Origin of the sequence: Catenuloplanes japonicus (assembly GCF_000717135.1) — a bacterium.
Classification (GTDB): domain Bacteria; phylum Actinomycetota; class Actinomycetes; order Mycobacteriales; family Micromonosporaceae; genus Catenuloplanes; species Catenuloplanes japonicus.
This window is the reverse complement of sequence record NZ_JNXY01000001.1, coordinates 414,379-438,719: the sequence shown is the minus strand read 5'-3', so window position 1 is coordinate 438,719 and position 24,341 is coordinate 414,379. Positions and strand designations below refer to the sequence as shown.

Annotated in this window: 25 protein-coding genes; 15 read left to right on the top strand and 10 right to left on the bottom strand. The window is 70.5% G+C overall.

Annotation, left to right across the window (positions count from 1 at the left end; genetic code table 11):
- Positions 1–56: 56 nt before the first annotated feature.
- A complete protein-coding gene (locus OP04_RS02060; RefSeq protein ID WP_085066142.1) occupies positions 57–290 on the top strand; it encodes a hypothetical protein in 234 nt (77 codons plus the stop codon).
- Between the two features lie 39 nt (positions 291–329).
- Positions 330–485: a GNAT family N-acetyltransferase gene (locus OP04_RS02055; RefSeq protein WP_157239121.1), complete on the top strand. Its 156-nt coding sequence runs from the start codon at positions 330–332 to the stop codon at positions 483–485.
- 60 nt (positions 486–545) lie between these two features.
- Here the strand turns inward: OP04_RS02055 and OP04_RS02050 are convergent, their stop codons facing one another.
- A complete protein-coding gene (locus OP04_RS02050) occupies positions 546–1,103 on the bottom strand; it encodes an ester cyclase (RefSeq protein ID WP_232323431.1) in 558 nt (185 codons plus the stop codon).
- Positions 1,104–1,435: 332 nt separating this feature from the next.
- On the opposite strand from OP04_RS02050, the gene OP04_RS02045 reads away from it, so the two are divergent.
- Positions 1,436–2,194 (top strand): class I SAM-dependent methyltransferase, encoded by a 759-nt coding sequence (locus tag OP04_RS02045; RefSeq protein WP_033338033.1) that lies wholly within the window; start codon positions 1,436–1,438, stop codon positions 2,192–2,194.
- Positions 2,195–2,831: 637 nt separating this feature from the next.
- On the opposite strand, the gene OP04_RS02040 is transcribed toward OP04_RS02045, so the two are convergent.
- Positions 2,832–3,842, bottom strand: coding sequence for an alcohol dehydrogenase catalytic domain-containing protein (locus OP04_RS02040; RefSeq protein WP_033337644.1), 1,011 nt, complete (start codon positions 3,840–3,842; stop codon positions 2,832–2,834).
- 136 nt (positions 3,843–3,978) lie between these two features.
- Between OP04_RS02040 and OP04_RS02035 the strand changes: the two genes are divergently transcribed.
- The 4 genes from OP04_RS02035 to OP04_RS02020 all read left to right on the top strand — a co-directional run bounded on the left by OP04_RS02035 (position 3,979) and on the right by OP04_RS02020 (position 6,309).
- On the top strand, positions 3,979–4,848 hold the full coding sequence (locus tag OP04_RS02035) for a helix-turn-helix domain-containing protein (RefSeq protein ID WP_033337643.1): 870 nt from the start codon (positions 3,979–3,981) through the stop codon (positions 4,846–4,848).
- 37 nt (positions 4,849–4,885) lie between these two features.
- Positions 4,886–5,362, top strand: a complete 477-nt coding sequence (locus tag OP04_RS02030; RefSeq protein WP_051796945.1) for a YfbM family protein — start codon at positions 4,886–4,888, stop codon at positions 5,360–5,362.
- 63 nt (positions 5,363–5,425) lie between these two features.
- The gene (locus OP04_RS02025) at positions 5,426–6,013 is read left to right on the top strand and encodes a class I SAM-dependent methyltransferase (protein WP_033337642.1); all 588 of its coding nucleotides are present in this window, start codon (positions 5,426–5,428) and stop codon (positions 6,011–6,013) included.
- On the top strand, positions 6,010–6,309 hold the full coding sequence (locus tag OP04_RS02020; protein WP_033337641.1) for a DUF1905 domain-containing protein: 300 nt from the start codon (positions 6,010–6,012) through the stop codon (positions 6,307–6,309). The genes OP04_RS02025 and OP04_RS02020 overlap by 4 nt, the downstream gene beginning before the upstream one ends.
- Here OP04_RS02020 and OP04_RS02015 read toward each other — a convergent pair.
- Complete coding sequence (locus OP04_RS02015; RefSeq protein ID WP_157239118.1) at positions 6,306–6,746, bottom strand: hypothetical protein; 441 nt, start codon at positions 6,744–6,746, stop codon at positions 6,306–6,308. The two genes, OP04_RS02020 and OP04_RS02015, sit on opposite strands and share 4 nt — an antisense overlap.
- Before the next feature lie 29 nt (positions 6,747–6,775).
- On the opposite strand from OP04_RS02015, the gene OP04_RS02010 reads away from it, so the two are divergent.
- A complete protein-coding gene (locus tag OP04_RS02010; RefSeq protein ID WP_033337639.1) occupies positions 6,776–7,108 on the top strand; it encodes a TfoX/Sxy family protein in 333 nt (110 codons plus the stop codon).
- Between the two features lie 71 nt (positions 7,109–7,179).
- Here OP04_RS02010 and OP04_RS02005 read toward each other — a convergent pair whose 3' ends face one another.
- The 3 genes from OP04_RS02005 to OP04_RS01995 all read right to left on the bottom strand — a co-directional run bounded on the left by OP04_RS02005 (position 7,180) and on the right by OP04_RS01995 (position 12,248).
- On the bottom strand, positions 7,180–10,812 hold the full coding sequence (locus tag OP04_RS02005; protein WP_085066140.1) for an NB-ARC domain-containing protein: 3,633 nt from the start codon (positions 10,810–10,812) through the stop codon (positions 7,180–7,182).
- 240 nt (positions 10,813–11,052) lie between these two features.
- Entirely contained in the window at positions 11,053–11,718 is a 666-nt protein-coding gene (locus tag OP04_RS02000; protein WP_033337637.1) for an SMI1/KNR4 family protein, read from the bottom strand.
- Positions 11,715–12,248: an AAA family ATPase gene (locus tag OP04_RS01995; protein WP_033337636.1), complete on the bottom strand. Its 534-nt coding sequence runs from the start codon at positions 12,246–12,248 to the stop codon at positions 11,715–11,717. Before OP04_RS01995 ends, OP04_RS02000 begins: the two co-directional genes overlap by 4 nt.
- 265 nt (positions 12,249–12,513) lie before the next feature.
- Between OP04_RS01995 and OP04_RS01990 the strand changes: the two genes are divergently transcribed.
- Positions 12,514–13,167 carry a cellulose binding domain-containing protein gene (locus OP04_RS01990; RefSeq protein ID WP_033337635.1) on the top strand — a complete coding sequence of 218 codons (654 nt, stop codon included), beginning with the start codon at positions 12,514–12,516 and terminating at the stop codon, positions 13,165–13,167.
- Positions 13,168–13,175: 8 nt separating this feature from the next.
- Positions 13,176–13,721: a hypothetical protein gene (locus OP04_RS49035; protein WP_051796944.1), complete on the top strand. Its 546-nt coding sequence runs from the start codon at positions 13,176–13,178 to the stop codon at positions 13,719–13,721.
- Positions 13,722–14,904: 1,183 nt separating this feature from the next.
- Here OP04_RS49035 and OP04_RS01980 read toward each other — a convergent pair.
- Positions 14,905–15,501, bottom strand: a complete 597-nt coding sequence (locus OP04_RS01980) for a GNAT family N-acetyltransferase (protein WP_232323462.1) — start codon at positions 15,499–15,501, stop codon at positions 14,905–14,907.
- A gap of 35 nt (positions 15,502–15,536) precedes the next feature.
- Between OP04_RS01980 and OP04_RS49030 the strand changes: the two genes are divergently transcribed.
- On the top strand, positions 15,537–16,016 hold the full coding sequence (locus OP04_RS49030; protein ID WP_157239116.1) for a hypothetical protein: 480 nt from the start codon (positions 15,537–15,539) through the stop codon (positions 16,014–16,016).
- Here the strand turns inward: OP04_RS49030 and OP04_RS01970 are convergent.
- A complete protein-coding gene (locus tag OP04_RS01970; RefSeq protein ID WP_033337633.1) occupies positions 16,003–16,647 on the bottom strand; it encodes a TetR/AcrR family transcriptional regulator in 645 nt (214 codons plus the stop codon). The two genes, OP04_RS49030 and OP04_RS01970, sit on opposite strands and share 14 nt — an antisense overlap.
- Positions 16,648–16,741: 94 nt before the next feature.
- Here OP04_RS01970 and OP04_RS01965 point away from each other — a divergent pair, with 94 nt between their 5' ends.
- The 4 genes from OP04_RS01965 (at position 16,742) to OP04_RS01950 (ending at position 22,304) form a co-directional block, all read left to right on the top strand.
- Complete coding sequence (locus OP04_RS01965) at positions 16,742–17,200, top strand: DUF1579 family protein (RefSeq protein ID WP_033338029.1); 459 nt, start codon at positions 16,742–16,744, stop codon at positions 17,198–17,200.
- Positions 17,197–18,213: an LLM class flavin-dependent oxidoreductase gene (locus tag OP04_RS01960; protein WP_033337632.1), complete on the top strand. Its 1,017-nt coding sequence runs from the start codon at positions 17,197–17,199 to the stop codon at positions 18,211–18,213. The genes OP04_RS01965 and OP04_RS01960 overlap by 4 nt, the downstream gene beginning before the upstream one ends.
- A gap of 9 nt (positions 18,214–18,222) precedes the next feature.
- The gene (locus tag OP04_RS01955) at positions 18,223–21,309 is read left to right on the top strand and encodes a DUF4132 domain-containing protein (RefSeq protein WP_051796942.1); all 3,087 of its coding nucleotides are present in this window, start codon (positions 18,223–18,225) and stop codon (positions 21,307–21,309) included.
- Positions 21,310–21,518: 209 nt separating this feature from the next.
- Positions 21,519–22,304 carry a polysaccharide lyase family 7 protein gene (locus tag OP04_RS01950; RefSeq protein ID WP_033337631.1) on the top strand — a complete coding sequence of 262 codons (786 nt, stop codon included), beginning with the start codon at positions 21,519–21,521 and terminating at the stop codon, positions 22,302–22,304.
- 388 nt (positions 22,305–22,692) lie between these two features.
- Here OP04_RS01950 and OP04_RS49025 read toward each other — a convergent pair whose 3' ends face one another.
- Positions 22,693–23,316, bottom strand: coding sequence for a hypothetical protein (locus tag OP04_RS49025; RefSeq protein ID WP_051796941.1), 624 nt, complete (start codon positions 23,314–23,316; stop codon positions 22,693–22,695).
- Positions 23,282–24,088, bottom strand: coding sequence for a UTRA domain-containing protein (locus tag OP04_RS51340; RefSeq protein ID WP_232323430.1), 807 nt, complete (start codon positions 24,086–24,088; stop codon positions 23,282–23,284). The genes OP04_RS49025 and OP04_RS51340 overlap by 35 nt, the downstream gene beginning before the upstream one ends.
- Positions 24,089–24,341: the final 253 nt, after the last annotated feature.

The following is a 24,341-nucleotide window of genomic DNA, read 5'->3' as shown; positions in this document are numbered from 1 at the left end:
CTCGCCGTCTGGCAGGCTGGACCTCCCGACAGCGCCCCACCTCCGCGGAGCCGATCATGAACATGCCAGGCACCCTGCGCACGGTGCTGCGACGCCTCGCGCTCGGCGCGGCCGCGGTCACCAGCGCGCTGATCGTCCTGCTGGCCGGCATGGCGGTGCTCAGCGCCGTCGGCCTGTCGTCCGACCCGCACGGCTACAGCATGTTCGCCGGCATCCTGTTCTCGCTGGTCCTCACACCCGTCGCGCTCGTGCTGTGGCTGGTGTACCAATCCTTGCGGCCCGGCCGATAACGCGTGGACCTTCGCGCCGGACTGCATCAGGATGCGCTGGTGAATGCCTACCTGGACACCGCACGCCTGACCCTGCGCCACGTCACCGCCGACGACGCGGACCTGTTGATCGAGCTGGACAGCGACCCGACGGTCATGCGCTTCCTGACCGGCGGCGAGCCGACCCCGCCGGAGCACATCCGCGCACGTCCATGACGAGCGACCGGTGAGGCTGAGCGTTCCCGCCGCGGAACGCTCAGCCCGCGGGCGCGGGGCTCAGTGCGAGAGGTCCGGCGGCGGCGTGTCGAGCAGGCGGGGATCCGGCGTGGAGGTCATCTTGGACAGTCCGCGCAACGCCCGGATCGCCCACAGCCAGTTGCGGGGGTTGCGCATGTTGAGGCCGCCCATCAGCTGGCGCAGCATGGTCATCGTGTCGAAGTAGGCGCGTTCGGAGACCAGGTTCTCCTGCTCGTCGAAGATGAAGTAGGCGGTCATCCGCATGCGGAACCGTTGACCGGTCGCGGGTATGCCGTTCAGCGGGCCGAGGTGCGTGCCGGTCAGCCAGAACTCGACGATGACCGCGTCCGGGCTGTGCCGCAGCGAGATGAGCTCGTGGTTCTGGTCCGGGAACGCGCCCCGGGACTCGGCCCAGTAACCGCGGACGCCCTCCTCGCCGTCGTAGACCTTCATGGTGGCGATCAGCTCGTAGTACGGGTGCGGGAACGTCGAGATCACGTCGTCCCAGTGCTGGGTGCCCTCGTCGTGGATGTGGTCGAGCACCAGCTTCTCGCGGGCACGGAGCGTCTCGATGTCGGGCATGTCGAAGCGGCCCACGGCGAATCTCCTCATGATCGGGTCGCGGATGGAGCCGTTTTCAAACGGGTTGAAAAGCTCGCTGATCCGAGATAGCTGTAAGCATCCCAATTAGACATTTAAACGCAGCATTCAGGCAACCTGCCCCCGGCAGGACCGTTGGCCGGGCGGCTCTGAAGCTCCGGGGCGTACCCATGGAGGTGGTTGATCCTTTGAAGTGTCGTGCCGGACGCCTCGGACGGTGCACCCCCGCCAGGCCGCGAACGCCACGTTCGCCGCGTGGGCGTCGGCGTGGCGGGTAGCACGGGACAAGTCGGTTTCGCTGCCGGCCACCCGCACGGAGAATGGCCGGCATGGATGAGACGACGCTCGCCAACCGTGCCGCATGGGACAGGGCGTACCAGGGCCAGACGCCCTTCCACGACGAGATGCTCGCCCACGCCGCGACCGGCGCCACGCTCGTACCCAGCGAGCGCACACTGCTCCGGGACATCCTCGCGACGCACCCGACGGTCGTCCACCCGCAGAGCGGCAACGGCCAGGACGACATCGCGCTGTCCCAGGCCGGCGCCCGCCTGGTGATCGGCGTCGACTACAGCCTGCCCGCCGTCCGCGCCGCCCGGAGCCGCGCGGACGCGCTCGGGGTCGCGTGCCGCTACGTGGTCGGCACGGTTCCCGCCGTGCCGCTGCCGGACGGCTGCGCCGACCTCGTCTACACGGGGAAGGGCGCGCTGATCTGGATGCCCGACATCGGCGCGTGGGCCGCGGAGATGGCCCGCCTCGTCCGGCCCGGCGGCCACTTCTTCATCCACGACGGCCACCCCGCCACCGACCTGTGGACCTGGGACCTCGACGAGCCCCGCGTCCGCCCCGACCGCAGCTACTTCGGCCGCTCCTTCGTCTGCGACGACGACAGCTTCCCGGCGGGCGGGGCGGTCATGTGGCAGTGGACGCTGGGCGGCATCGTCACCGCGCTGAGCCGGTCCGGTCTGCAGATCCTGAGCCTTGAGGAGTATGCGGAGCCGTTCTGGCGCATGGGCGGCATCGACGCGGCCGCGTTCCGGGGGCGGCTGCCGAACGCTTTCGCCCTGCTGGCGCGGCGCCCTGAGTAAGGGGATCGTGTCTCACCGAGGACAGCGTCGATGTCCGGCGGTCGTGGCGCCGGTGTCGTGCCGGCCCTAACGCGCCTTCTTCGCCATACGTACGAACGACGCGCCGAGAAACGCTCCGACCGTCATCCCGATCGCCCTCGGGTCCCGAGCGGCTTATATACATACACTCAACGCGACCCGTCCGACGCGGCCGGCCTCGAACGATGCCGCACGACACCGGACCCCTCCCATCAGCCCGGCCGAACGCCTTGGCATCGGACGGGCGGACCGCGTTGCGTCAGGTGAGCAGACCGACCGGCCGACCCGGAACGCACGTTGCGGCTGTGCGGATGGTGGGTGAATTCCGGGAGGGTTCGCGAAAGAGGCGCTCCGGGCCGGCGTGTTGTGCAATCCGCGGGCATTGTTTCGGAGGCGACTGTTGATCGAGTGCCGAGTCGTCTGCGGATCACCGTAGGGATCGGCTGCGCCGTCATGGGACGTGTTGTCGCGGGCGGCCCATGGTCGTGCACCGTTTGCTGACAAGAAACGGTGCGCAAGGCCCGCCGGACCCGCGTGCGTCGGCTTCGGTCGTGATTCGCGCGGGCCGGAGAGAGGCGGCCGGCACGACCCCGCCTGAGCCGTGCCGGCACCGATTGCGTCAGCTGGTCAGGACCATCCGGTAGCGGGCCTCGCCCGACATCATCCGGCCGTAGGCCGCGTTCGCCTCTGCCAGCGGCACCGTCTCCGTGATCGGCCGCACGCCGGTCAGCGCCGCGAATCGCAGTGTTTCCTCGACGTCGCGGGCGGTGCCGGACGGGTGGCCGTGGATCGTCCTGCCGCCGGGCACGAGCTGGAACGGGCTGACCTGGATCGGCGCCGGGTCGACGCCGACGACCAGCAGTTCGCCGCCGGGGCGGAGGCCGTCGAAGGCGGCGCTCATCGCCGGGGAGCTGTTGGTCGTGTTCAGGATGGCCTTCGCGCCGCCGAGGGACTGGATGCGGGCGGCCACGTCCTCGTCCGTACCGTCGATGTAGTGGTGGGCTCCCAGGGACAGCGCATCCGTCGCCCGCGCGGAGCCACGGGCGATCGCGACGACCTCGAAGCCGAGCTTGTTCGCGAACTGGACGCCCAGGTGGCCGAGGCCGCCCAGCCCGAGCACCGCGACCAGGTCGCCGGCCCGTGCGCGGCTGTGCCGGAGCGCGTTGAACGTGGCGACGCCGGCGCAGCCCATCGGCGCGGCCTCGACCGCGGTCAGCGGGTCCGGAATGCGGGCCAGGGCGGACGACGGCACGACCACGGCCTCGGCGAAGCCGCCCGGATAGGCCCACCCGGGCACCTGCAGGCGCTCGCAGTAGATGGCCTCGCCGGCACGGCACGGCACGCAGACGCCGCAGTTGCCGCCGAACCAGCCGACCGCGACCCGGTCGCCGACGTCCCACCCGGAGACCGCGTCGCCGATCGCGTCGATGCGGCCGGCGATCTCGTGGCCGGCGACCAGCGGGAACGTCACGGGGTAGCCGGCGTTGACGAACGCGGAGTCGGTGCGGCACACGCCGCACGCCTCGACCGCGATGCGGACCTGGCCGGGGGCGGGCGAGGGCAGCTCCCGGGTGACGATCTCGAACGCGGCGCCGGGCGCGCTGACCTGTGCGGAACGGATGCTGGGCATGGGAAAACCTCCGGTGGGATGCGGTGTTGCCCCTCCATCACAGCCCCTCGGACGGGGCGGAAAGTCGCGCTGGCTGGGACGGACAGGACCACCCAGCGCGCCTCAGGAACCACGGACCAGGGCGACACTGGGGTACGTGAGCCACAACGACGACCTGCGCGGGTTCCTGCGGTCCCGGCGTGCCCGGCTGCGGCCGGAGGAGATCGGCCTGCCGTCCGGCACGGGAGACAGACGGGTCAAAGGACTCCGGCGGGAGGAACTGGCCGCGCTGGCCGGCGTGAGCGTGGACTACTACGTGCGCCTGGAGCAGGGGCGGAACCTGAACCCGTCGGACGCGGTACTGGACGCGCTGGCCCGCGCGCTGCGCCTCGACGACGCGGAGCGGGCGCACCTGTTCGACCTGGCCAGGCCCGCGGTCACGCGCCGCCGGGCACCGCGCCGGCCGCAGCGGATCGCGGTCGCGACGTACCAGCTGATGGAGACCTTGGATGGTGCGGCGAGCCCGGCGCTGCTGCTGGGGCGGCGGATGGACGTGCTGGCGATCAACCGGACCGCCCGCGCCCTGATCGGTGATCTGCACGCGCTGCCTGCCCGGGAGCGCAACTACGCGCGGTTCGTGATCCTCGACGAGAATGCGCGCGAGCTGCACGCGGACTGGGCGACGATCGGGGCGGAGACGGTGGCGGCGCTGCGGCTCTACGCGGGGCGGCACCCGGACGATCCGGACCTGTCCGCCCTGGTCGGCGAGCTGTCCGTGCGCAGCGAGGCGTTCCGGCGGTGGTGGGCGGATCACCAGGTGCTGGCCCGGACATCGGGGACGAAACGGTACCGGCACCCGGTCGTGGGCGAGCTGACGCTGACCTACCAGGCGCTCACGTTGCCGGACGACGCGGAGCAGACGCTGTTCGTCTACACCGCGGCCGCGGGGACGCCCGCGCACACGGCGCTACGGCTGCTGGCGCAGTGGACCGCGCAGCCGTCGGGGGCGATTCGCGAACGCGTCTGACACCGTCGTACTCATTTGGGATGCTCGGCTGGTGGGAATGAGGCTGGTGGGCTTCCGGGTGCCGGCGGCCGGGACGCGCGCGCTCCGCGACGACCCGGCGCGGGTCGCGGCCATGATCCGCGGCGGCGACCCTGCCGGCCTCGACCTGGACAAACTCTGGCACCTCCTGCACTACCTGATCACCGGCACCGCGTGGGAGGTCAGCCGCGGCGCCGGCCAGGCCATCCTCGGCGGCGAGGAGATCGGCGGCGACGACGGGCACGGCCACCCCCGGCTGCTCACGCCGGACGTGGTCGCCGAGGTCGCGGATGCGCTGGACACGCTCGCCCTCGCGACGCTGCGCGCCCGGCACCGCCTGCAGTCGCTGACCGCGGCGGACATCTACCCGAACGTCTGGGACGACCCGTGCTGGGCCGACTTCGACGAGATCGTGGTGCCGTTCCTCACCGCGCTGCGGCGTTTCTACCGGTCAGCGGCGACCGCGGGGGATGCGGTGGTGCTCGCGCTGACCTGACCGGTCTACCGTGGGTTCCGCACGAACAAAGATCTTCGCGGGGGTACGGATGAGGGGCGCGTCATGACGGAGGAGAACCTCTGGCTGCGGCAGATCGCGGCGAACCCGGATCACTCGCGGTGGTACATCCAGCGGTTCCGGGACATGGCAGCGCAGGGTGCCGACCTGCACGGCGAGGCCCGCCTGATCGACGCGATGTCGCCGCGCGGCGCGCGCATCCTGGACGCCGGCTGCGGCACCGGGCGCGTCGGCGGGCACCTGGCCGAGTCCGGGCACACCGTGACCGGCGTCGACCTGGACCCGGCGTTGATCGAGGACGCGCTCTCGTCGTACCCCCGAGGGCATTGGCTTGTCGGCGACCTCGCCGCGCTGGACCTGCCGGACCGGTTCGACGTGATCGTGTGCGCGGGGAACGTGCTGACGTTCGTGGCGCCGTCGACGCGCGTGGAGGTGCTGCGCCGCCTCGCCGATCACCTGGGCGAGGGCGGCCGTCTGGTCACCGGCTTCGGCGCGGGCCGCGGTTACGGGTTCGACGCCTACCTCGCGGACGTCAAGGAGGCCGGCCTGACCGCGTCGCTGCTGCTCGGCACGTGGGACCTGCGCCCGTTCGGCCCGGACGCGGACTTCCTGGTCGCGGTGCTCACCCGATGATCATCGAGTTCGAGGCGCCGCTGTGGGAGTGGGACGCGCGGCAGGAGAGCTGGACGTTCGTCAGCCTGCCCGCGGACGTGTCCGAGGACATCACGCATCTGACGGCCGGGCTGCGGCGCGGGTTCGGCGCGGTCAAGGTGCGGGCCGCGATCGGTCGCAGCGAGTGGTCGACGTCGATCTTCCCGGACAAGGCGCGCGGGTCGTACGTACTGCCGGTCAAGCGCGCGGTCCGGGAGAAGAACGGGCTGGTCGTGGGCGGGGTGGCCACGGTGACGGTCGAGGTGCTGGCCGCCTAGCCCTTGCTTTCCTTCACCTTCAGCAGCGCGAAATCCCACTGGCCGTGGCTGTCCTCCCAGGCGGTGACGATCTTGCCGATGCCGACCCAGTTCCTGGTGGGATTCTTCTCGGTGTCGATGTCGCCGGCCTCCTCGACCTCCGCCATGATCCGTCGCGCGTGCTTGCGGGTGCCGTCCGTCGCCACCCGGATGTAGACCACCCGCCAGTCCGCCCCGGTGAGGTCCCGGCCGATCAGCGTGCGGCCCTCGACCCGCTCCCCGTCCACGTCGAAGATCGTGTGCGGCCCGTCGATCACCAGCGGCCCGTCGTCGACGATCGTGAGGGACTCGTTGAGCGTGCTCCGGTCGCCGGCCAGCAGGGCGGGGTCGAGCCAGCCCGGGTCCCGGTCCAGACCGACCTCGCGGATGAAGTTTCCCCAGGCGTAAAGCGCGTGCATGCGGTCGATCATACGGTTGACTGCTGTTCATGGCGTACGACGAGGATCTTGCCGCCCGCGTCCGGGCACTGCTGGGCGGCCCCGACGAGAAACGCATGTTCGGCGGCGTGGCCATGCTCCTCGGCGGCCACATGGCAGTAGCGGTGCGTTCCGGCGGTGGCCTGATGGTCCGCGTGAACCCGGCCGACTCCGCCGCCTTCTGCACCGAGCCCGGCGCCTCCCCGACGGTGATGCGCGGCCGCCCGATGTCCGGCTGGATCACCGTGACCGCGGACGCCTGCGAACCGGACGACGCGCTGTCCCGGTGGGTGTCGCGGGGAGCGGCTTTCGCCCGGTCTCTTCCACCGAAATCCGCCCGCTGACGACGGGAACGTGCAGACCTGCTGAGGCTTCACCGCCTGACGGGACCCACGGGAGCGGGCTGCTGCCCCGCTCATCTCGGTGGGGGCAGGTATGACCACAGGTAGGTGCCGTTAGGCGTGGTCGCAGCAAGCATGGATTTTTCGGGTATCCAGGCGCACCCGGTCACACGCTCGTTGACCGTGACCCCAGCGAGACACCGGCCGGTACGCACATCCCAGACACGGACGGTGTAATCCCAGCCGCCGGTCGCCACCAGGGATCCGTCCGGCGAGACCGTCACCACCTCGATCTGGCCGGTATGTCCGGTGAGCACGTGCAGGGTGGCACCGGTCGCGACGTCCCAGACCCGGGCCGTATGGTCCCAGCTTCCCGACACGATCAATGCGTCATCCGGCGTCATCGCAAGGGTACGGACCATTCCGCTGTGCCCCCTCAGCACATGCCAAGCCTCTCCCAAGGGCATCCGCCATAGCCGGATAACGCCGTCGTCGTCCGAACTCGCCAGCCATCGACCGGAGGATGGGATGAGCAGTCCGCCCACCCAGTCGGTATGGCCGATGCAGGTCGCCAGTGGGTTTCCGGTGTCAGCGTCCCAGACGCGGATCCGAGGATCGTGGCCGGAACTGGCGAACCAGCTGCCGTCCGGAGCAAGGGCCAGGGAGGTGACGCGGTCCTGGTGCCCTTGCCACGCGCGGGTCTGAGTAACCGAGTGCGGATCCCACAGGCGCAAGTAGCCGTCGGAGCCCCCAGTGACGATTACTCGATCGGTGCCGACCAGCGATTCGATCTCGGGGTAGAGCATCCCGAGACAGTCTCCGGTGTCCGTGTCCCAGACAGCAGCCACGGAGCCCTGGTCGACTGCGGCCAGACGCTGACCCCCGTCCCATACCGCAACCGAAGTCGGCTCGCTCAGCTGACCGTCGAGTGAGCGACGAACGGCGCCAGTCGTGACGTCACGCAACCGGATGTCACCGTCTGCCGCCACCCACTCGCCGCGAGGGTGCACTCCGAGCGCGTATCCGCCGTCATCGCTCGTTACCTGACCGGTCCTGGCCGCGGTCAGGTCCCAAATCCGGAGCGTCTTGTCGGCGCTACCGGTCACCACACGCCGACCGTCCGGAAGGAACGCGGCACAGGTAACACCGTTGGAATGACCGTCGAAGGTGTGCCGTAGAGCGCCCGATTCCGCGTCCCAGACCTTGGCAGTGTTGTCCCAACCTCCAGTGACGATCAGTTTGCCGTCCGGGGAGATCGCCACTGTGCAGGTTCCGTAGTCTCCGTGGTAGAGCCGCCGCGTCGTACGTAACGTCGCCGTGTCCCAGACGAGGACAACGCCGATATTGCTGGTGCAGCTCACCGCCCAGCGCCCGCACGGCGAGATCGCGACGGCTTCGATCGGGCCAGCCCAGCTCTCCCCCCATGGTCTGTTCTGTTTCAGCTCGGTGTGGTCCCGGAACGTGCCCCGGACCCGGCCGTCGCCCAGATCGACAAGATGGATTTGAGAATCCCAACTTCCAACGGCGGCCCAGTCACCGCCCGTCGTCACGGCGAGTGCGTTGACCGCCCTGCTCGGAATCCCCTTCCCTCGGAGCCGGGCCATAACTCGCCGAATCCGATCCCTCGGCCCGTACGCGGCGTAGACCTCGGAACTCACGCCGGACGCCAGCTGCCAGACACGCACTGTGCCGTCATCGCTTCCGGTCAGCAGACGCCCGTCCGGCAGCGCGCGTACCGCGGCGATGGTCTTTTTATGACCATGCAAGACATCCCGGGCGGTGCCAAGCGTCGCGTCCCAGACTCGCAGATTGCGGTCGAAGCCGCCGCTCGCGATCAGGTCACCGTCCAACGACACCGCTACATCCTTGAGGTAGTGAGTGTCTCCGGTCAGAGCAAGTCGCAGCGCTCCTGTCTCGGTGTCCCAAACCCGCACGACGGCGTCGTCGTCCGCAGACGCGAACCAGCTGCCGTCGGTAGCGACGACAACCGCGGAAATGATCCCGGTGTGACCGATCAGAGTTCGTGTTGACGGAGACTCATCGGTTGAGGGCGACCAACATGGGACCAGGCAACCGGCTTCCCGATCCCGGATCAGGAGTTCTGTGTCAATGTGGGCGTCCAGCACGTTCAGCAGAGGCGAGGTCACATCAGCGCAGTTCAGCAGCGGTGTAACCAGATGAGCCCTCGCGGCAAGTGACCGGGCGATCGAGTCGGTCGCCGATCCGGGCACCATTCGCACGTCGCTCTCTGCCGCGACCGGCCCGTCCAGGCGTACCCGGAATCGAATCCATCGCAGATCCCGGACGAGCGTGCTCAGTTCCTCAGTGGCACCGGCCACAGAGAGGTGGTAGGTCAGGTTACGACGTAGATAGTCGTCGTCATCCGGAAGGTGCCACCAGCCACAGTCCGCTTTCCTGTCCACGCGAGCCTGCATCAGCAGGCCTGCATGCAATGCGGGCTCGGCATCACTCGCCAATTCCTGTCGAAGGCATGACCGCACGACATCGTGCATGCGCAGGTACGTTCCCTCGTGCACGGTCAGCAATGACAGCGCGGAGAGCCGGCCGAGGACGAGGCTGCTGTCGACGGCGCTCAGCCCAGCCGAGCCGGCCCACAGCATCCGGACGGCAGCTAGCGGAACACGGTCGTCCTCACGGAAAATACTCAGCTCCCGACACCGCTGCTGCTGGTCCGGGTCCAGACGGCCCATGCTGGCTTCGATGGTTCCGGCGACGAGCCGACCTCGAAACGCGTCGCGCGATATCTCGTCCAGACCGGTAGGTCCAGCTTCACGCAACAGAGCGAGATGCGCATTCACCGCGTCCCGGGTCGGCGTTCCCTGCCGGATCAGATCGGCGACCGCGGCACCCATCAGCGACAGCAGAAGCGGCCATCGGGCAGCGCCCTTGATCAATGCCCCCACAGCGACATTGTTCGAACCGATGTGATGCCTGAGTAGTCGTTCCGCCTGAGCCGTCGTCATCTCGCCGACCTCGACCTGCGCAGTGCCGTCCGGTAACAGCCGGGAGACACGAGTGGTCACGAGCCTGGCGCACGTCCGACCGCCATGAAGAAACGGAGCAAGATGCTCGGCTGTCCAGACGTCGTCAATCACCAGCAGGGTCGGTGGTCGGGCATCAAGGAGCCGTCCCAGCCGGAAGGCCGCAGAGCCGACGTTGCTGAACTCATGCTGCTCGCCGGAGAGCACATACGCCAAGTGCTCCAGGTGGCCGATGAGGTCGACAGTCGACGGGTTCTCACTCACCGTTACCCACAGCACACCGCCCCGGAACCGCTCACGGATCTCGGGTAGCCGGCAGACCGCCTGTGCAAGCGTGGTCTTGCCGAACCCGCCGGCACCGACCAGCGCGACCGTTCCTGACAGATTCCTGACCACGGCCGACACCAGGTCCGGACGCGGAACGAACGGAAGCACGGCCGTCTCCACCATCCACGGCGCCTCGTTGTCCGCCGTGGCGCGGCGTCGGCGAAACCGGGCCACCAGCCCCCCGCTGAGAGCTGGGATGGCCACAGCGCTCACCAGCGCCCCAAAGAAGATCGCGTTGTCGTTTCGCATCCCCTGCTGACCCGCGTCGCTTCCCCGAGGCCACCCGAAACGGGCCCACAGCCACCACGTCCCAGCGGAGACCAGCAACACCGCAACGTATGCCAGCAGCATCGCAACGGTCGCGGCAAATCGACGCATGCCGCAAATCCTAGTTGCTCAAACACCACCTGACCTGGATGCGCGGGACCGCGCGGCGTGGCAGAGTGCCAGCCACGTCGGGATACAGCAGCTATCACACAACCGACGAATGCTTGGGTTACCCGGCACTGTCGCAGCCGCCCAGCCACCGCACCGCGACCTCGGTGCCGCCAGCCTGCCGGGGCACCTCGAATGATCCGCGCCTGTGCCCCGGTGGCTTGCACGAACGGCCGTCCCGGATCAGCGCCCCATCTGATCCTCTGCCCGCCTGAGCCAGTCCAGGTACCACCGGCTGAACGTGAGCCGATCACCGCCCGCGTCGAACAGCGGGGACAGGTCCGTTCCGTCGATGCGGTTGTCCTCCCAGATCATTCCGCGTTCGTCGCCGCTGACCACGAGCCAGTATCCGCGCAGGCAGCCCTGGTCGCACAGGAAGATCGCGCCGGCCGTGCGGTCGGGGTGCCACAGCGTCTTCTGCCACCGGTTGTGCTGCACCTGGAAGTCGTCGCGGTACTCGAAGTCGTACTGAACCGGCTCGCGGAGATCGAGGTGGCCGACGGGGCGGCCCTCGATGTGTCGTGGCGTGAACGGCTCACCGAGCCGCGTCGTCTCGGTGCGATGCGAGTCCTCCGCCGGCCAGTCCCAGCCGTCCGTTGTCCGGCGCAGCGCGATGAGGCCGTAGGCGGGGCCGGCCCCGCCCGCCCCGACCTGCGACAGGAAGGTGCGGTACGCCTCCGGCAGGCGGATCCCGACGTGTTCCTCCGCCTCGGTGACCTCGGCCTCCGTCAACGGCGCCTCCAGGGCGAACCCGTGGGCGTGACGTGCGAACACCTCGTCCGGCCCCGGCGAATCCGCCAGTCGCAGCACCCGATCCCTGACCCCGTGCCACCGCCCGCTGTTGATCATGACTCCAGGACGTCGAGGGCCGTGGCCAGCCGGTCGTCGAGCGGGCCGCTCAGCTCCAGGACGGGAGTGTCCTTCCAGGCGTCGAGCGGGTCGTCGTACACCAGCTCCAGCAGCGCATCATTCACCCGCGAGCGGAGGCCGGGCAGCTCCGCGGCGGGCAGGACCCGCTCGCTCTCCGGCGTGATCACCGCGATGATCAGTAGGTCGAGTGTCGCGAACGCGAGCCGTACCGTGGAGGCGTCGGCCTGCTCCGACGGATCCGCTCCGTGCGCGGCCAGGTATGCGAGATAGTCGAGCGGAGTGCGGTCGAAGACGGCCCTGGGTGTCGACGGGGAGCGCAGGCTCCGCACCGAGCAGGCCAGCATCGCCCGGTAATCCTCCGACGACGGCGGGAAGCCGAACTCGTACCCCTGGTCCTCCAGAAGGTAGTACGGCTCGTCGACCATGACATGTCCCGGCAGACGCGCACACAGCGCCTCGGCCAGCGTGGTCTTCCCGATCCCGTGCGTCCCGGAGACCGCGATCCTCATCCGCTCCCGCCCTTCGCGCCGATCATAGGCCGCACCGGACGCGCGAACCGTCAGCGACTCGGGCTGGGCGCGTGGGTCCCGGGCGAGCATCAGGGAGGCTGAGGCGGCGTCGAGGTGGATGTGGGCGCCGGAGGGGGCGTCCGGGTCGGACCGTGCGAGAAGCTTGCGGTGTCCGTCCGATGTGTCGCGTTCTCCGTGATCACGATCGTTCGTCGCTTTGGCGGTATAGGGTGGCGCTGGTTTCCGGACGGCAGGAAGGCGTGTGATGCGCGCGGCGACGGTGCTCCGCAACATCGCGCCCTGGCTGCCGACCGGGGTGGCGGTGGCGTTCCTGCTGGTCTCCATGGTGACCGTCGCGGCGTACGCGGTGGGTGGCGACCCCGATCCGCCGACGCCGGTGCGGGTCGCGCCGGTGCTGCCGTCGTTCGCCCTCGATGCGCCGTCGTCAGCTCCCGCCGAGTCGGAGGCTACGATCGGTATGGCCGATCCGGTGCGCCCCACGCCCTCGATCACGCCGCCGTCCGCCCCTTCGGCGAGTCCGGCACCGTCGGCGACGCCAGCGACGCCGGCACAGGAACCCGCCGCACAAAAAGGACTCACCGGGACGTACCGTGTGCTCGATTCTTTTGACGGCGGCTTCATCGGCGAGGTGCTGATCGCGAACCCGACGCGCGCCGACGCGGACTGGACCGTCACACTGACCCTGCCCTCGGCGATCACCGGCCTGGTCACATCGTGGGTCGAGGGCGCGCCGCAGGCCACGCTGGACGTGGACGGCCGCACCTACACGTGGCGGTCCGGCGTGCCGGTGGGCGCGGGCGGCAGCGTACCGCTGCGGTTTCATCTCAACCGGAACGGCGACGTCGAGACGCCCGCCCGGTGCACGGTCAACGGCACGTCCTGTTCGGGTCTGACGTAGGAGCAACAGTGCGGCACGAGGGTCTGCTCGGTGCGACGTTCGCGGACGGCGCGGTCGGTTCCGCGTACGCCGAGGGCAAGGTGTTGATCGTCAAGATCGGTGACCGCGACCTGGAGCCGGACGAGTTCCACGTCCGCCCGGACACCGGGATCACCGGCTGGGCCTACGTCTGCTCCTGCGGCTGGCGCGGCACCCAGTGGCTGCGCGTCGCCACGCCCGCCGAGCAGCACCTCCCCGCCCGCCGCGTCTGGTCCGCCCACCCGTCCCCGCCGATGGACGCGATAGACCTGATCAGCGGCCACGAGTACAGCGACCACATCACCCCCATCCGCGACGCCGTCCTGGCCTCGCTCCCCGACCTCCCCGACGATCGCGCCCTCACCGCCGTCGGCCAGGCCCGCGAACTCGGCGCCTCCTGGTCCGACATCGGCACCGCCGCCGGCCTCACCCCCGAGGAGGCCCACGCCCGCTGGCAGCACGCCCCCGTCCAGGTCATCACCCCACGCCACGGCGCCCAGCTCGCCGCCCTCGCCCGCCTCTGCACCCCCTCCTAACCAAGATCAAATTCCAGTTCATCTTCCCACTTCGCGGTGGTCGGGGTCCGCACGCTCCCGCGGGCACCGGTCGTCGCTGGCGCTCCTCCCTTCCGCTCCCGCGCCACACCGGCTCACCCCAAAACCCCACCCGACCGCGGCCGGCCCGGCACCTTCAACAACCCGCCGCAGTAAACCGGCACCGGTCAGCAACGCACCGCCGCACCGGCACCCGTCAGCAAACCCGCCGTGGCATACCGGCACCCGTCAGCAAACCCGCCCTGGCAAGCCGGCGCCCGTCAGCAAATGACCTGCCGTGGCAAAACCGGCACCCGTCAGCAACGCGCCGCGGCCAACGGGGCACGCCGAGCACTCGGGCGCTGTCGCGCCCGAAATTTCGTGTTATTGGTGGCGTAGGGTGGCCTGACTGCGGATTTGCCTCCGGCGGGAGCGCTCCGGCTCCGGGGCAGGATCCAAGACCTTGCAGCTGCGCCGCCCTTCGAGCGGGTGGCCAGGTTTCGTGGGCCCGGCTGTCACCACTGTGGCTGCTTGCGCATAAAGGACAAAACGCCCGCCCGCGGGCGGGCGGCAGGGCTGCTCAAGATCCTTACGTCTCTGGTGGCCCTTTCCCGGGCCGAATAGGGGCCACCAGAGACGCAAGGATCTTGGATCTCGGTTAGTGGAAGCGGGCTCTCGGAATCTGAAGGAAGGCCGTTCGGAGGCCTGTTCGGGAGGGCAGCGCTTGCGGGGCTTTCAGCGTCAGCATGAAGCCGCGGTCGGCTTGCAGGCGACTATTTACGTAGATTTCGGGCACGACATGCCCGGTTGATCGCGGGCCACGGGCGCAGGCCACGGGCGCAGGCCACGGGCGCAGGCCACGGGCGCAGGCCACGGGCGCAGGCCACGGGCGCAGGCCACGGGCGCAAGTTCGATCCCTCGCGGGGTTCGCCTGAAACGGGCCGCCGCGTGGTTACCGCCTCTGGGTGCGGGACGGGACGCGCGTCGGCCGGCGTGAGTGTGGCGGGAGTCGCGTGTTCTTTCCGGTGTGGCGCGGAACCGGCTCCGTCGCCGGGAGGCAAGCGGAGCGCCAGCGGAGTCTTGGCGTACGGCGAGGTTTGCCCGCGGGAGCAAACGGGCCGCCACCACGCTGGAAGCGGGAACGTGAATTGGATCTTGATCTGGTTCGTGGGCAGGCAAGCACGGCTTAGATCGGGCGGGTCATGTCGATGCCGGGGCCGTCGTCGGTGGTGAACGTGCCGGCCTCGGTGAAGCCGTGGCGGAGGTAGAAGCGGCGGGCGCGGTGGTTGTCGCGGTGGACGCCGCCGAAGAGGACGACCCGGTCGCGGGCGAGCAGGCGGGCGGCGTCCCACGCGGGTTCGAGCAGGGCGGCGGCGAGACCGCGGCCCTGCCAGGCGTTGGCGACGCACGGGCCCCAGCGGACGGTGCGGTCCGGGTCCAGCGGGAGGCCGTAATCGGCGTATCGGGCGAGTTCGGCGTGGTCCGGCAGGGAGAAGCTGAGGTCGGCGACGCCGGCCAGGTCCGCGGGATGATCGTCCGGGTGGGCGACGAGCCGCAGCTTGTCGTAGCGGCCGATCGCCTCGATCCAGCCGGTGGCCTCGGCCGCGTGGCCGGTGGCGCCGTGCCAGAACCGGCGGCTGCCGCCGGACAGTCCGGATAGGAACAGGACCAGAGCGGCGGCGTCCTCGGTACGCAGTGCGCGCACCGTGAACGGCACGCCGTCCACGATCAGGCGGCGGTCCAACGGGGACGGATCAGCGGCCAGCGCGGCGATTTCGGGCATCACGGCGTCCATGATGCCGTGACATCATGTGCGGCGTGGACTGGGCGCTGATCGCGACGACCGGGGGCGGGGCGGTGACCACGCTGCTCGGCGTGGTGGCCGGTGGGCTGGTCGGGCGTCGGGGGCAGGACCGGCAGTGGCTGCGGGAGACGAAGGCCGCGGCGTACCGGGAGCTGTTGCGGGAGTACACCCGGATCGAGTTCGACGTGCGGCGCGCCTATCTGGGGCAGCTCGACGTGCGGGAGCTGGACTGGCCGCGCTGGGGTGCGGCCGTCACCGAGCTGACGCTGGTCGCGGACGAGCGGGTGGCCGTGGCGGTGGCCGGGCTGTCGGAGGCGCTGGTGGATGCGGAGCGGTACGTCCACGGCGGCGACCGGGACGACGCGCGGTGGCGCACGCTGCTGGAACGGGTCGCGGCGGCGCAGATGGAGTTCATCAACGCGGCCCGGCACAGTCTGAGCCGCCGGCAGCGTCCGCTGACGGCGCGTGCGGGCGGCCCGCTCATCCCCGAGTGACGCGGTTGGCCCGTTCCAGGGCCCGATACAGTTCGCGCGCGGGTGGCGGCCCGGACAGCGTCCCGGTGTTCACGGCCGCGCACGCCTGCAGGAAGTAGTCGACCAGCCGCTGTCCGGCCTCGGCCAGGACCGGTTCCGCGCTGCGCAGGATGCCGCCGGTGGCGAGCAGGATCAGCGGCAGGTCGTGCGGGGAGAAGTCGGCGCGTAGCGCGCCCGCGGCCTTCGCGTTGTTCACCAGGCGGATGAAGGAGCGCAGCGCGCGCTGGCGTTCCGCCTCGAGGCCGGCCACGCCGGGGAACATCGTGGTGAGCACCTGGCCGAAGCCGCGGTCGGTGTGCGGGAGCCGGCACGCGTACCCGATGAAGTCGCAGAACGCCGGCCACGGGTCCGGGTCGGCCGCGGCCTCGGCGGCGCGGTCCGCGTAGGCCTTCATCGCGTCCGCGAAGACGGCCTCGACCAGGTCCTCGCGGGCCGGGAAGTTGCGGATCAGCGTGGCGATGCCGACGCCGGCGTGCCGGGCTACCTCGCTCATCGGCACGTCGATGCCGTCCCGGCCGAAGATCTCGGCGGCCGCGTCCAGCACGCGCCGGCGGTTGCGGGCCGCGTCGGCGCGCGGGGTTCTGGGTGGCATGACTCACCTTCAAGTGGAAGACCTCTTCCGAATAGCGTACCGTGGCCGATGTGGAAGAGGTCTTCCATATTTGGCGTCGGAGACGGAGAAGATCATGAACGAGCTGGAATGGTTCCTCGGCGAGTGGCGCGGGTCCGGGCGGTTCCACCCCGGGCCGTTCGGGCCGGGCAAGCCGATCGACATGACCGTGGTGACGACCAGCGAGGAGCGCGGCCGCTGGCTCATGCTGCGCACCGAGGAGGCCGCCACCGCGGAGAACCCGGAGCCGCTGACCGCCCGCTACCTGTGGGGCGCGGACCCGGCCGCGGGCGACTTCACGGCCGACTGGTTCGACAGCAACGGCGGGCATGCGGTGCAACGGTCGGGCGGCTGGGACGGTGACACGCTGGTCTTCCTCGGCACGATCGCGGTCGGCGGCCGGACCGCGCCGCTGCGGGACACGTTCACCCGCACCGGGCCGGACAGCTACCACCACATCGGCGAGACGAACCTCGGCGACGGCTGGATCCCGATCGACGAGGAGACCTTCACCCGGGCGCCGGCGACGCGATGACCATCGAGATCGGCGTGGCGACGCTGACCGACCGGCAGGCCGTGCCCGCGCCGGACCGGATGCGGCAGATCGTCGAGCTGGGTGTGCAGGCCGAGGAGGTGGGCCTGGACGTCTTCGGCGTGGGCGAGCACCACACCGCGGACTTCCTGGTCTCGTCGCCCGCGCCGGTCCTGGCCGCGGTCGCGGCGCGCACCTCGGCGATCCGGCTGACCAGCAGCGTCACGGTGCTGAGCGTGCACGACCCGGTGCGCGTGTTCCAGGACTTCGCGACCGTGGACCTGATCAGCGGCGGCCGCGCGGAGATCACGGTCGGCCGCAGTGCGTACCCGGAGCCGTTCGCGCTGTTCGGCGTGGACCTGCGCGAGTACGACGCGGTGTTCGCGGAGAAGCTGGGCCTGCTGCTGCGGCTGCGTGACGAGCCGGTCCTCAGCTGGCGCGGCGATCACCGGCCCGCGCTGCACGACGCCGAGGTGGTGCCGCGCGGCGTGCAGCCCGCGCTGCCGGTCTGGATCGGCGCTGGCGGTTCGCCGTCCAGCGTCGTGCGGGCCGGCGAGCTCGGGCTGCCGCTGATCATCGGCTACCTGGGCGGGACCGTGGAGCGGCTGGCCGGCCTGGTGCGGCTCTACCGGGAGACCGCGCGCCGGGCCGGGCAGCGGCCGGTGGTCGGCGTGGCCGCGCACTATTTCGGTGCGGCCACGCCGGAGGAGGCCGCAGCGACATACCCTCAGTATCATGATTTTCTTCGCCCCAAGCGGCCCGGTGGCGGTGGGTTCGTCGTCTCCCGGGCGGAGTTCGACGCGGGCGTCCTCCCCGGGCGCCCGCTGATGATCGGCACCGCGGAGCACGTGACGCAGAAGCTCATTCACCTGCATCAGGCCACCGGGTACGACCGGGTGCAGCTCCTCGCCGACTGGGGCGGCCTGCCACCGTCCCTGGTCGAGGCCTCGGTCCACCGCCTCGGCACCGAGATCGCGCCGGCCGTGCGGGCCGGAACTGTCGTACCCCGGGACTAGGGTCGCGCCATGCCCGAGGCCCTGATCCCGCCACCCACATTCCGGCGCAACCTCTACCTGCGCCGCGGCGGCTGGTTCACGGACCGGGCGCCGGTCGCCGACGCGGGAAAGGCGGCCGTGTTCCTGCCGAAGCGGCAGGAACACGCACGGGCCGCGCTGCTGGACGAGCGCACCACACCGGCCCTGCGCGACGCCGCGCTCGCCGACCCTGACAGCGCCACACCGCTCGGCGCCGCCGCACTGGTGGCGGCCGCGATCAGCGGCGGCACCTACCGGCACGCGGGCGCGACCGCGGACGCGGCCGAGCCGTTCCTCGCCGCCCGGGGCCTGCCGTTCCTGGTGGAGGCCGCGCTGGAGCTGGCCGCGATCAACGTCGGCGGCGAGCGGCAGGTCGGAAACCCGGGGTGGTCGCAGACGTATTGGGGCGTCCGGTGGGCCGTGCGGGTCTGCGGCGGGGCCCGCAACCGGCTGGCGACCGCGAGCGACGAGGACTACGCGGCGGCGGAGGCGCTGGCCGTGCCGTACCGGGGCGGACACCCGATGCAGTCGCAGGCCTGCTCGTTCCTGTTCCCGGCGCGGCAGGACTGGGTGGAGCAGGATCTGGCCCGGATCACCCAGTTGCCGTACCCGGGGCTGCTCCTGGCCTCACTCGGCACCGCCGCGCAGCTGGACCTGGCCCTGCAGAGCCTCGGGCGGGTCGAGCCGGCCACCCCCGCGCTCCCGTCCCTGATCGAGGCCGTCGGTGCGGACGCGTTGCCGGCGCTGACGAGGTGGTACGACGCCGACTACATCGGGGTGGACGATCAACGCCGCCTGGCCGCGCTGATCGCGGTGCTGCCGACGGACGAGGCCTTCCGCACGCTGCGCGACCGGTCCGCGGAGAAGCCGATGCTGCTGGCGCTGCAGGACGCGACCGCCCGCTTCCCGGAGCGCGCGCTGCGTCTGCTGGCACCGTCCGGCGCGCGGGCCGCGGACGACCTGCTGCGCCCGCTCGTGGCCCGCCACCCGGAGCTGGCCGAGGCGGCGCTGCCCGGCCTGCCCGGCCCGGCCGCGGAACGGGTGCGCACGATCCTCGCCGCCACCGGGGCCGCCGAGGCGCCCACGTCGCACCTGCATCCGGTGCTGGTCAGTCCACCGTGGAGCGTCGGTCGCCGGTCCGCGAAGGCGACCGTGGTCGCGGGCCTGACGCCCGACCTGCCCGCGTCCGTCGCGTGGGAGCAGGAGCGCCCCGGCCGCACGCTGCACCCCTCCTGGGACACCGCCCGTTTCGAAGCGCTCGCGGCCCGGATCCGGGCCGGCGTGGCGCGGTGGAGCGAGGAGTCGTTCCTGTTCGAGGACGGTCCGGAGCACCTGGCGCGGCCGCTGCTGGCGGACTGGGACCCGCAGACCGTGTGGAACGCCCACCGCTGGCTGCCGGTGATCATGGCGCGGTGGGGGACGGAGGCGATTCCCGCCGCGATCCGCGTCGTCGGGCGCAGCAGTGGCGCCGCGCCCGCGCTGATGCCGTTCGTCAGCGTGGAGCTCGCCACCGCCATGGCCGGCTGGTACGCACGCACCAAGTCCATGCGCGAGCCGGCCCGCGCCTGGCTGCTGCGGCACGCCGACGCCGCCGCCCGCGCGCTGATCCCCGCGGCGCTCGGCAGACCCGGCATCGCGCGCCGCGAGGCGGAGACCGCGCTCCGGCTGCTCGACCGCGCCACCGTACTGGCGGCCGCCGCCGGTTACGGCCCCGAGGCCGCCGCCGCGGTCACCGCCGTGCTCGACACCGACCCGCTGGACGTGCTGCCCGCCAAGGTCCCGTCCGTGGACTGGGCGGACCCGGAGACGCTGCCCCGGATCGCGCTGCGCGACGGCTCCGGCGTGCTCCCGGCCGCCTCGGCCCGGCACCTGCTCACCATGCTGGCCGTGTCCCGCCCCGGCGAGGTCTACCCCGGCGTGCCGATCGTGACGGAGCTGCTGGACCCGGCGGACCTCGCGGAGTTCGGCTGGGCCGTGTTCCACCGCTGGCAGGTGGCGGGCACGCCGTCCAAGGACGGCTGGGCGCTGACCGCGCTCGGCCTGATCGGCCACGACGAGACCGTGCGCCGGCTGGCCCCGCTGATCCGGGCCTGGCCCGGCGAGGGCGGCCACACCAAGGCGGTGACCGGCCTGGACGTGCTGGCCGCGATCGGCACCGACACGGCGCTCATGCACCTGCACGGCATCGCCCAGCGCGTGAAGTTCCGCGCGCTCAAGGAACGCGCGGGCGAGAAGATCACCGAGGTCGCCGAGTCACTGCAGCTGACCCCGGAACAGCTGGCCGACCGCCTGGTCCCGGACCTCGGCCTGACGATCGACTCCCGCACCGTCAGTTTCGACGAGCAGCTGAGGCCGTACGTCACGGATCCCGCCACCGGCCGCCGCCTGAAGTCACTGCCGAAGGGCGCCGCGTTCGCCGCGCTGAAGAAGGACGCGCGCACGGTGGCGTCCGACCAGATCCGGCGCCTGGAAACCGCGATGGTCGACGGCCGCCGCTGGACCGGCGCGGAGTTCCACCGATACCTGGCCGGCCACCCGCTGCTGTTCCACCTGGTCCACCGCCTGGTCTGGGCCCGCTACCGCGACGGCACGCCGATCCACACGTTCCGGATCGCCGAGGACCGCACCGCCGCCGACGTGCACGACACGCCGATCGAGATCCCCGACGACGCCGTGATCGGCCTGCCGCACCCCGCCGTCACCGACCTCCGCGCCTGGCCCGAGATCTTCGCCGACTACGAGATCCTGCAACCGTTCCCGCAGCTCGGCCGCGAGGTCTTCACACCGTCCCCGTCGGCGGTCGCCGCCTTCGAGGGCCTCACGGTGCCGACCGGCCGCGTGCTCGGTCTCGCCGCCCGCGGCTGGACGCGCGGCACACCGCAGGACGCCGGCTGGCAGGGCTGGATCGAACGCACCATGCACGGCCACACCGTCACCGTGCACCTCGACCCGGGCATCATCATCGGCCTCCCCGCCGAGAACCCCGAGCAGACCATCTCCGTCAGCTTCCCCGACACCCTCGACCCGATCTCCGCCTCCGAGTTTCTCCGCGACCTCCACGACCTCACCCACGCCTGAGCCCGCCGCCTGCCCATGCACCAGGTCGAGATCCAATTCATCGTCCCGCTCCCGACGTGGCCGGGTCGGCCACGAGCCCGGTTACCGGACCGGCCCGGCGTTAGGGTCGATTTAGGGATCTCGGGGTGGAGAGATTCTTGAGCGTCGATCGACGGGCTGGTTTCCTTTAACTGTCTTTACCGAAACCATCCGATCGGTGATGAGGTCCCATGCAGAGGCGCACGCTGCTCGCCGTTGCCCTGTCCACCACCGCCGCCGGCGCGCTCGGCGTTGCCGGGGCCGGGAGTGCCTCCGCGGCCGCGCTCGATCCCGGTCTGCCGCCGGGTGGGAACTTCGACCTCTCCGTCTGGTCGCTGCAGCTGCCGACCGGGTCGCCGGGCAGCCCGGACACGATCCAGCCGGCGCAGCTCAAGGGCGCGAGCGGCTACACCAACCCGGCCTACTTCTGGACGGACAAGAACGACGGGTCGATGACGTTCTGGGCGCCGGAGAAGGGCGTCACCACGCCGAACTCCAGCTACGCCCGCTCCGAGCTGCGCGAGATGAACGGCAACGGCAGCGCGGCGAACTGGACGCTGGCCGGCAACCACACGCTCAGCGCCCAGCTGCGGATCGTGTCCGTGACGAAGAACGTGGCGGTCGGGCAGGTGAAGCTGGGCACCGGCGGCACGTCGACGAAGCCGCTGGCCGAGCTCTACTACCGCCCGAACGGCGACATCTTCTTCGGCACGCAGAACTCGCCGGACGCCAGCGGCCAGACGCTGCACCCGGTGGGGAACGTGGCGCTCGGCGTGAAGTGGACCTACCTCATCACGGTCAACGGCAACAGCCTCAAGCTGGCCATCAACGGTACGACCACCAGCTACACGATCCCGGCCGCGTTCAACCCGTACCGGCAGTACTTCAAGGCGGGCTCGTACAACCAGTCGTCCTCGGAGAGCACCACGAACGGCGCGAAGGTCAAGTTCTACAGCCTCGTCGTGAAGCACACATGAGCGAAGATCTCGCCGTGTTGGGATGATCGTCCGGTTTTGCCTGGTCAGCGCGGGTGCCGTACTGCCCGATCATAACCGTCCGTGGCCGCTCGCGGCCTGAGTTGGTGGCACGGCCGCTTAACCTCCGCCGCGCGGCGCTCCGGCGCCGCAAGGCGGATTCCCGCCCCGGACCGTACGCGGTCCGGGGCGGCTTGCCGTGGCGCCGGCACCCCGCGTGGCACGCAACCCAGGAAGACCGATGGCAAGCCGCGTAGCGGCGCGGCAGCGATCGCCGGAACCCACCGCGGCACCCAGCCACCCACAGCGATCGTCGGGGCCGAGACCGGTGGTCGGTGGCTTCTCCGCGCGTTGTCTTGCTGGTGGTGCCCGACATCCGTACGTCAACCGGTCAGAGCTGGTCTGTACGTAAAGCTCCCTCAGAGGCAACCTGCTTCACGTTCCCGGCGGTGCGGACGACATCGACGAAGCGGCGGAAGACCAGCCAAGGGATCGCCCAGCGCCCATACATGGTGAGCGTTGCATGGCCGACAGGCGGCTGGGACTCCGTCGAGGCATCGGAGATCTGCACGCTGATGTAGTTGCCGTCAGCGGTTTCCGGGCTGACCTCATGCAACTCGTAGAGCTGCACTCCCGTATCGCTGTGATGGGAGTCAGCGACCTCGAACCGCCGGCTCCCGATCGACCAGATGCCGCGTACCGGAAGACTCGCCAGCTCCGCGGTCGACTGCTCGTTGTGGTCCTCGACCAGATCTCCGCTGGACTCCAGCAGGAAGATCAGCTTTTCCAGAATCGGCCACGGCAGCTCTCCACCGCCGAGGTGCACAACAACATGCTGAGTAGTCCTCGGAGTGAACGGCCCATCCAGCGTCGCATCTGGGATCGATACGGAGAGGTACGGCCCGGTGCCAGGTGCGCCGGTCAGCCCCATGAGTTCGTACTGCCAGGCATCGTCGGGGAGGCTGTACCCCGAGGTCACGTCATACAGCTTGCCGCCGTGGGACCACACTTCCATCGCCGGATGATCGCAGCCTCAACCGGCTCGACGTACCGAATTTCGCGGCTGGCGTGCCCGGTCGATGCCGGCCGCCAGCAGGCCGGGCACGCCAGCCGGCGCCGCGCCCACGCGGCGCCTTGATCCAGAAGAGATTAAGTCGGCAGTTAGTTGCATGTTGGGCGAGGTTTGAAGCGCCGGTGGTGATGCGGCCCTCGGCGGTGTAGGTGATGCGTTGCAGGATCATCACCGGTTCGCCGCCGGGTAGCTGGAGCTGGTCGATCTCGTCGGGCGTCGGCATCCGGGCACGGATCGTCTCCGTCATGTTGTCCGGCTCCAGGCCCTGACTCGTGAGTACGGCGAAGCCGCCACCGCGGCCGGCAGGGCCGGCCTTCGCGTCGACGAGTGGAGTGCCCTCGACATCCGCCGGCCGGTAGTAGCTCGTCAGGGTGTGGGTCGGCACGTTCGCTTCTTTGACCAGACGTGCCTGCTCGTAGACCTGGTCGCCGACTTCGAGACCGAGGGCTTCCGCGATGTCGGTGTCCGCGGTCGTCATCCGTACCGTCTGGGTCTGGTCTCCGGGTTTCCAGGGACGGCCGGTCGCTTCACGGTCGGCGGCGAAGGCTACAAGGCCGGTGCCCTTCCACTTGGCCTTCGCGTAGCGGTCGGCGCCGAGACGCTTCATCGGCAGGCGCGGCCGGACTACGGTGCCGCGTCGACCGGCGCCAGCACCCGCGAGCTGATGGTCCGGACGGGCCAGTCCAGCATGCGAGCCGCCCTGATCTACCAGCACGCGACCAACGAGCGCGACCGCGAGATCGCCAGCGACAAGGACAAGCGGATCGCGAAGGCCACGAGCCGAAGAAGCCCAAGGACATGAAGAAGCCCAGGGGCAAACCCAAGAAGCAGGGCTAGTGGCACGTTAATGGCACGCAAGATCAACCAGGCCGGAAAGTGAGCGATCCACACCGTGGGGGTCCGGGGGCTCGGCCCCCGGGTGGCACGCGGAACGCCCAGGTCAACGCACTCCGCTGACAGAGACACCC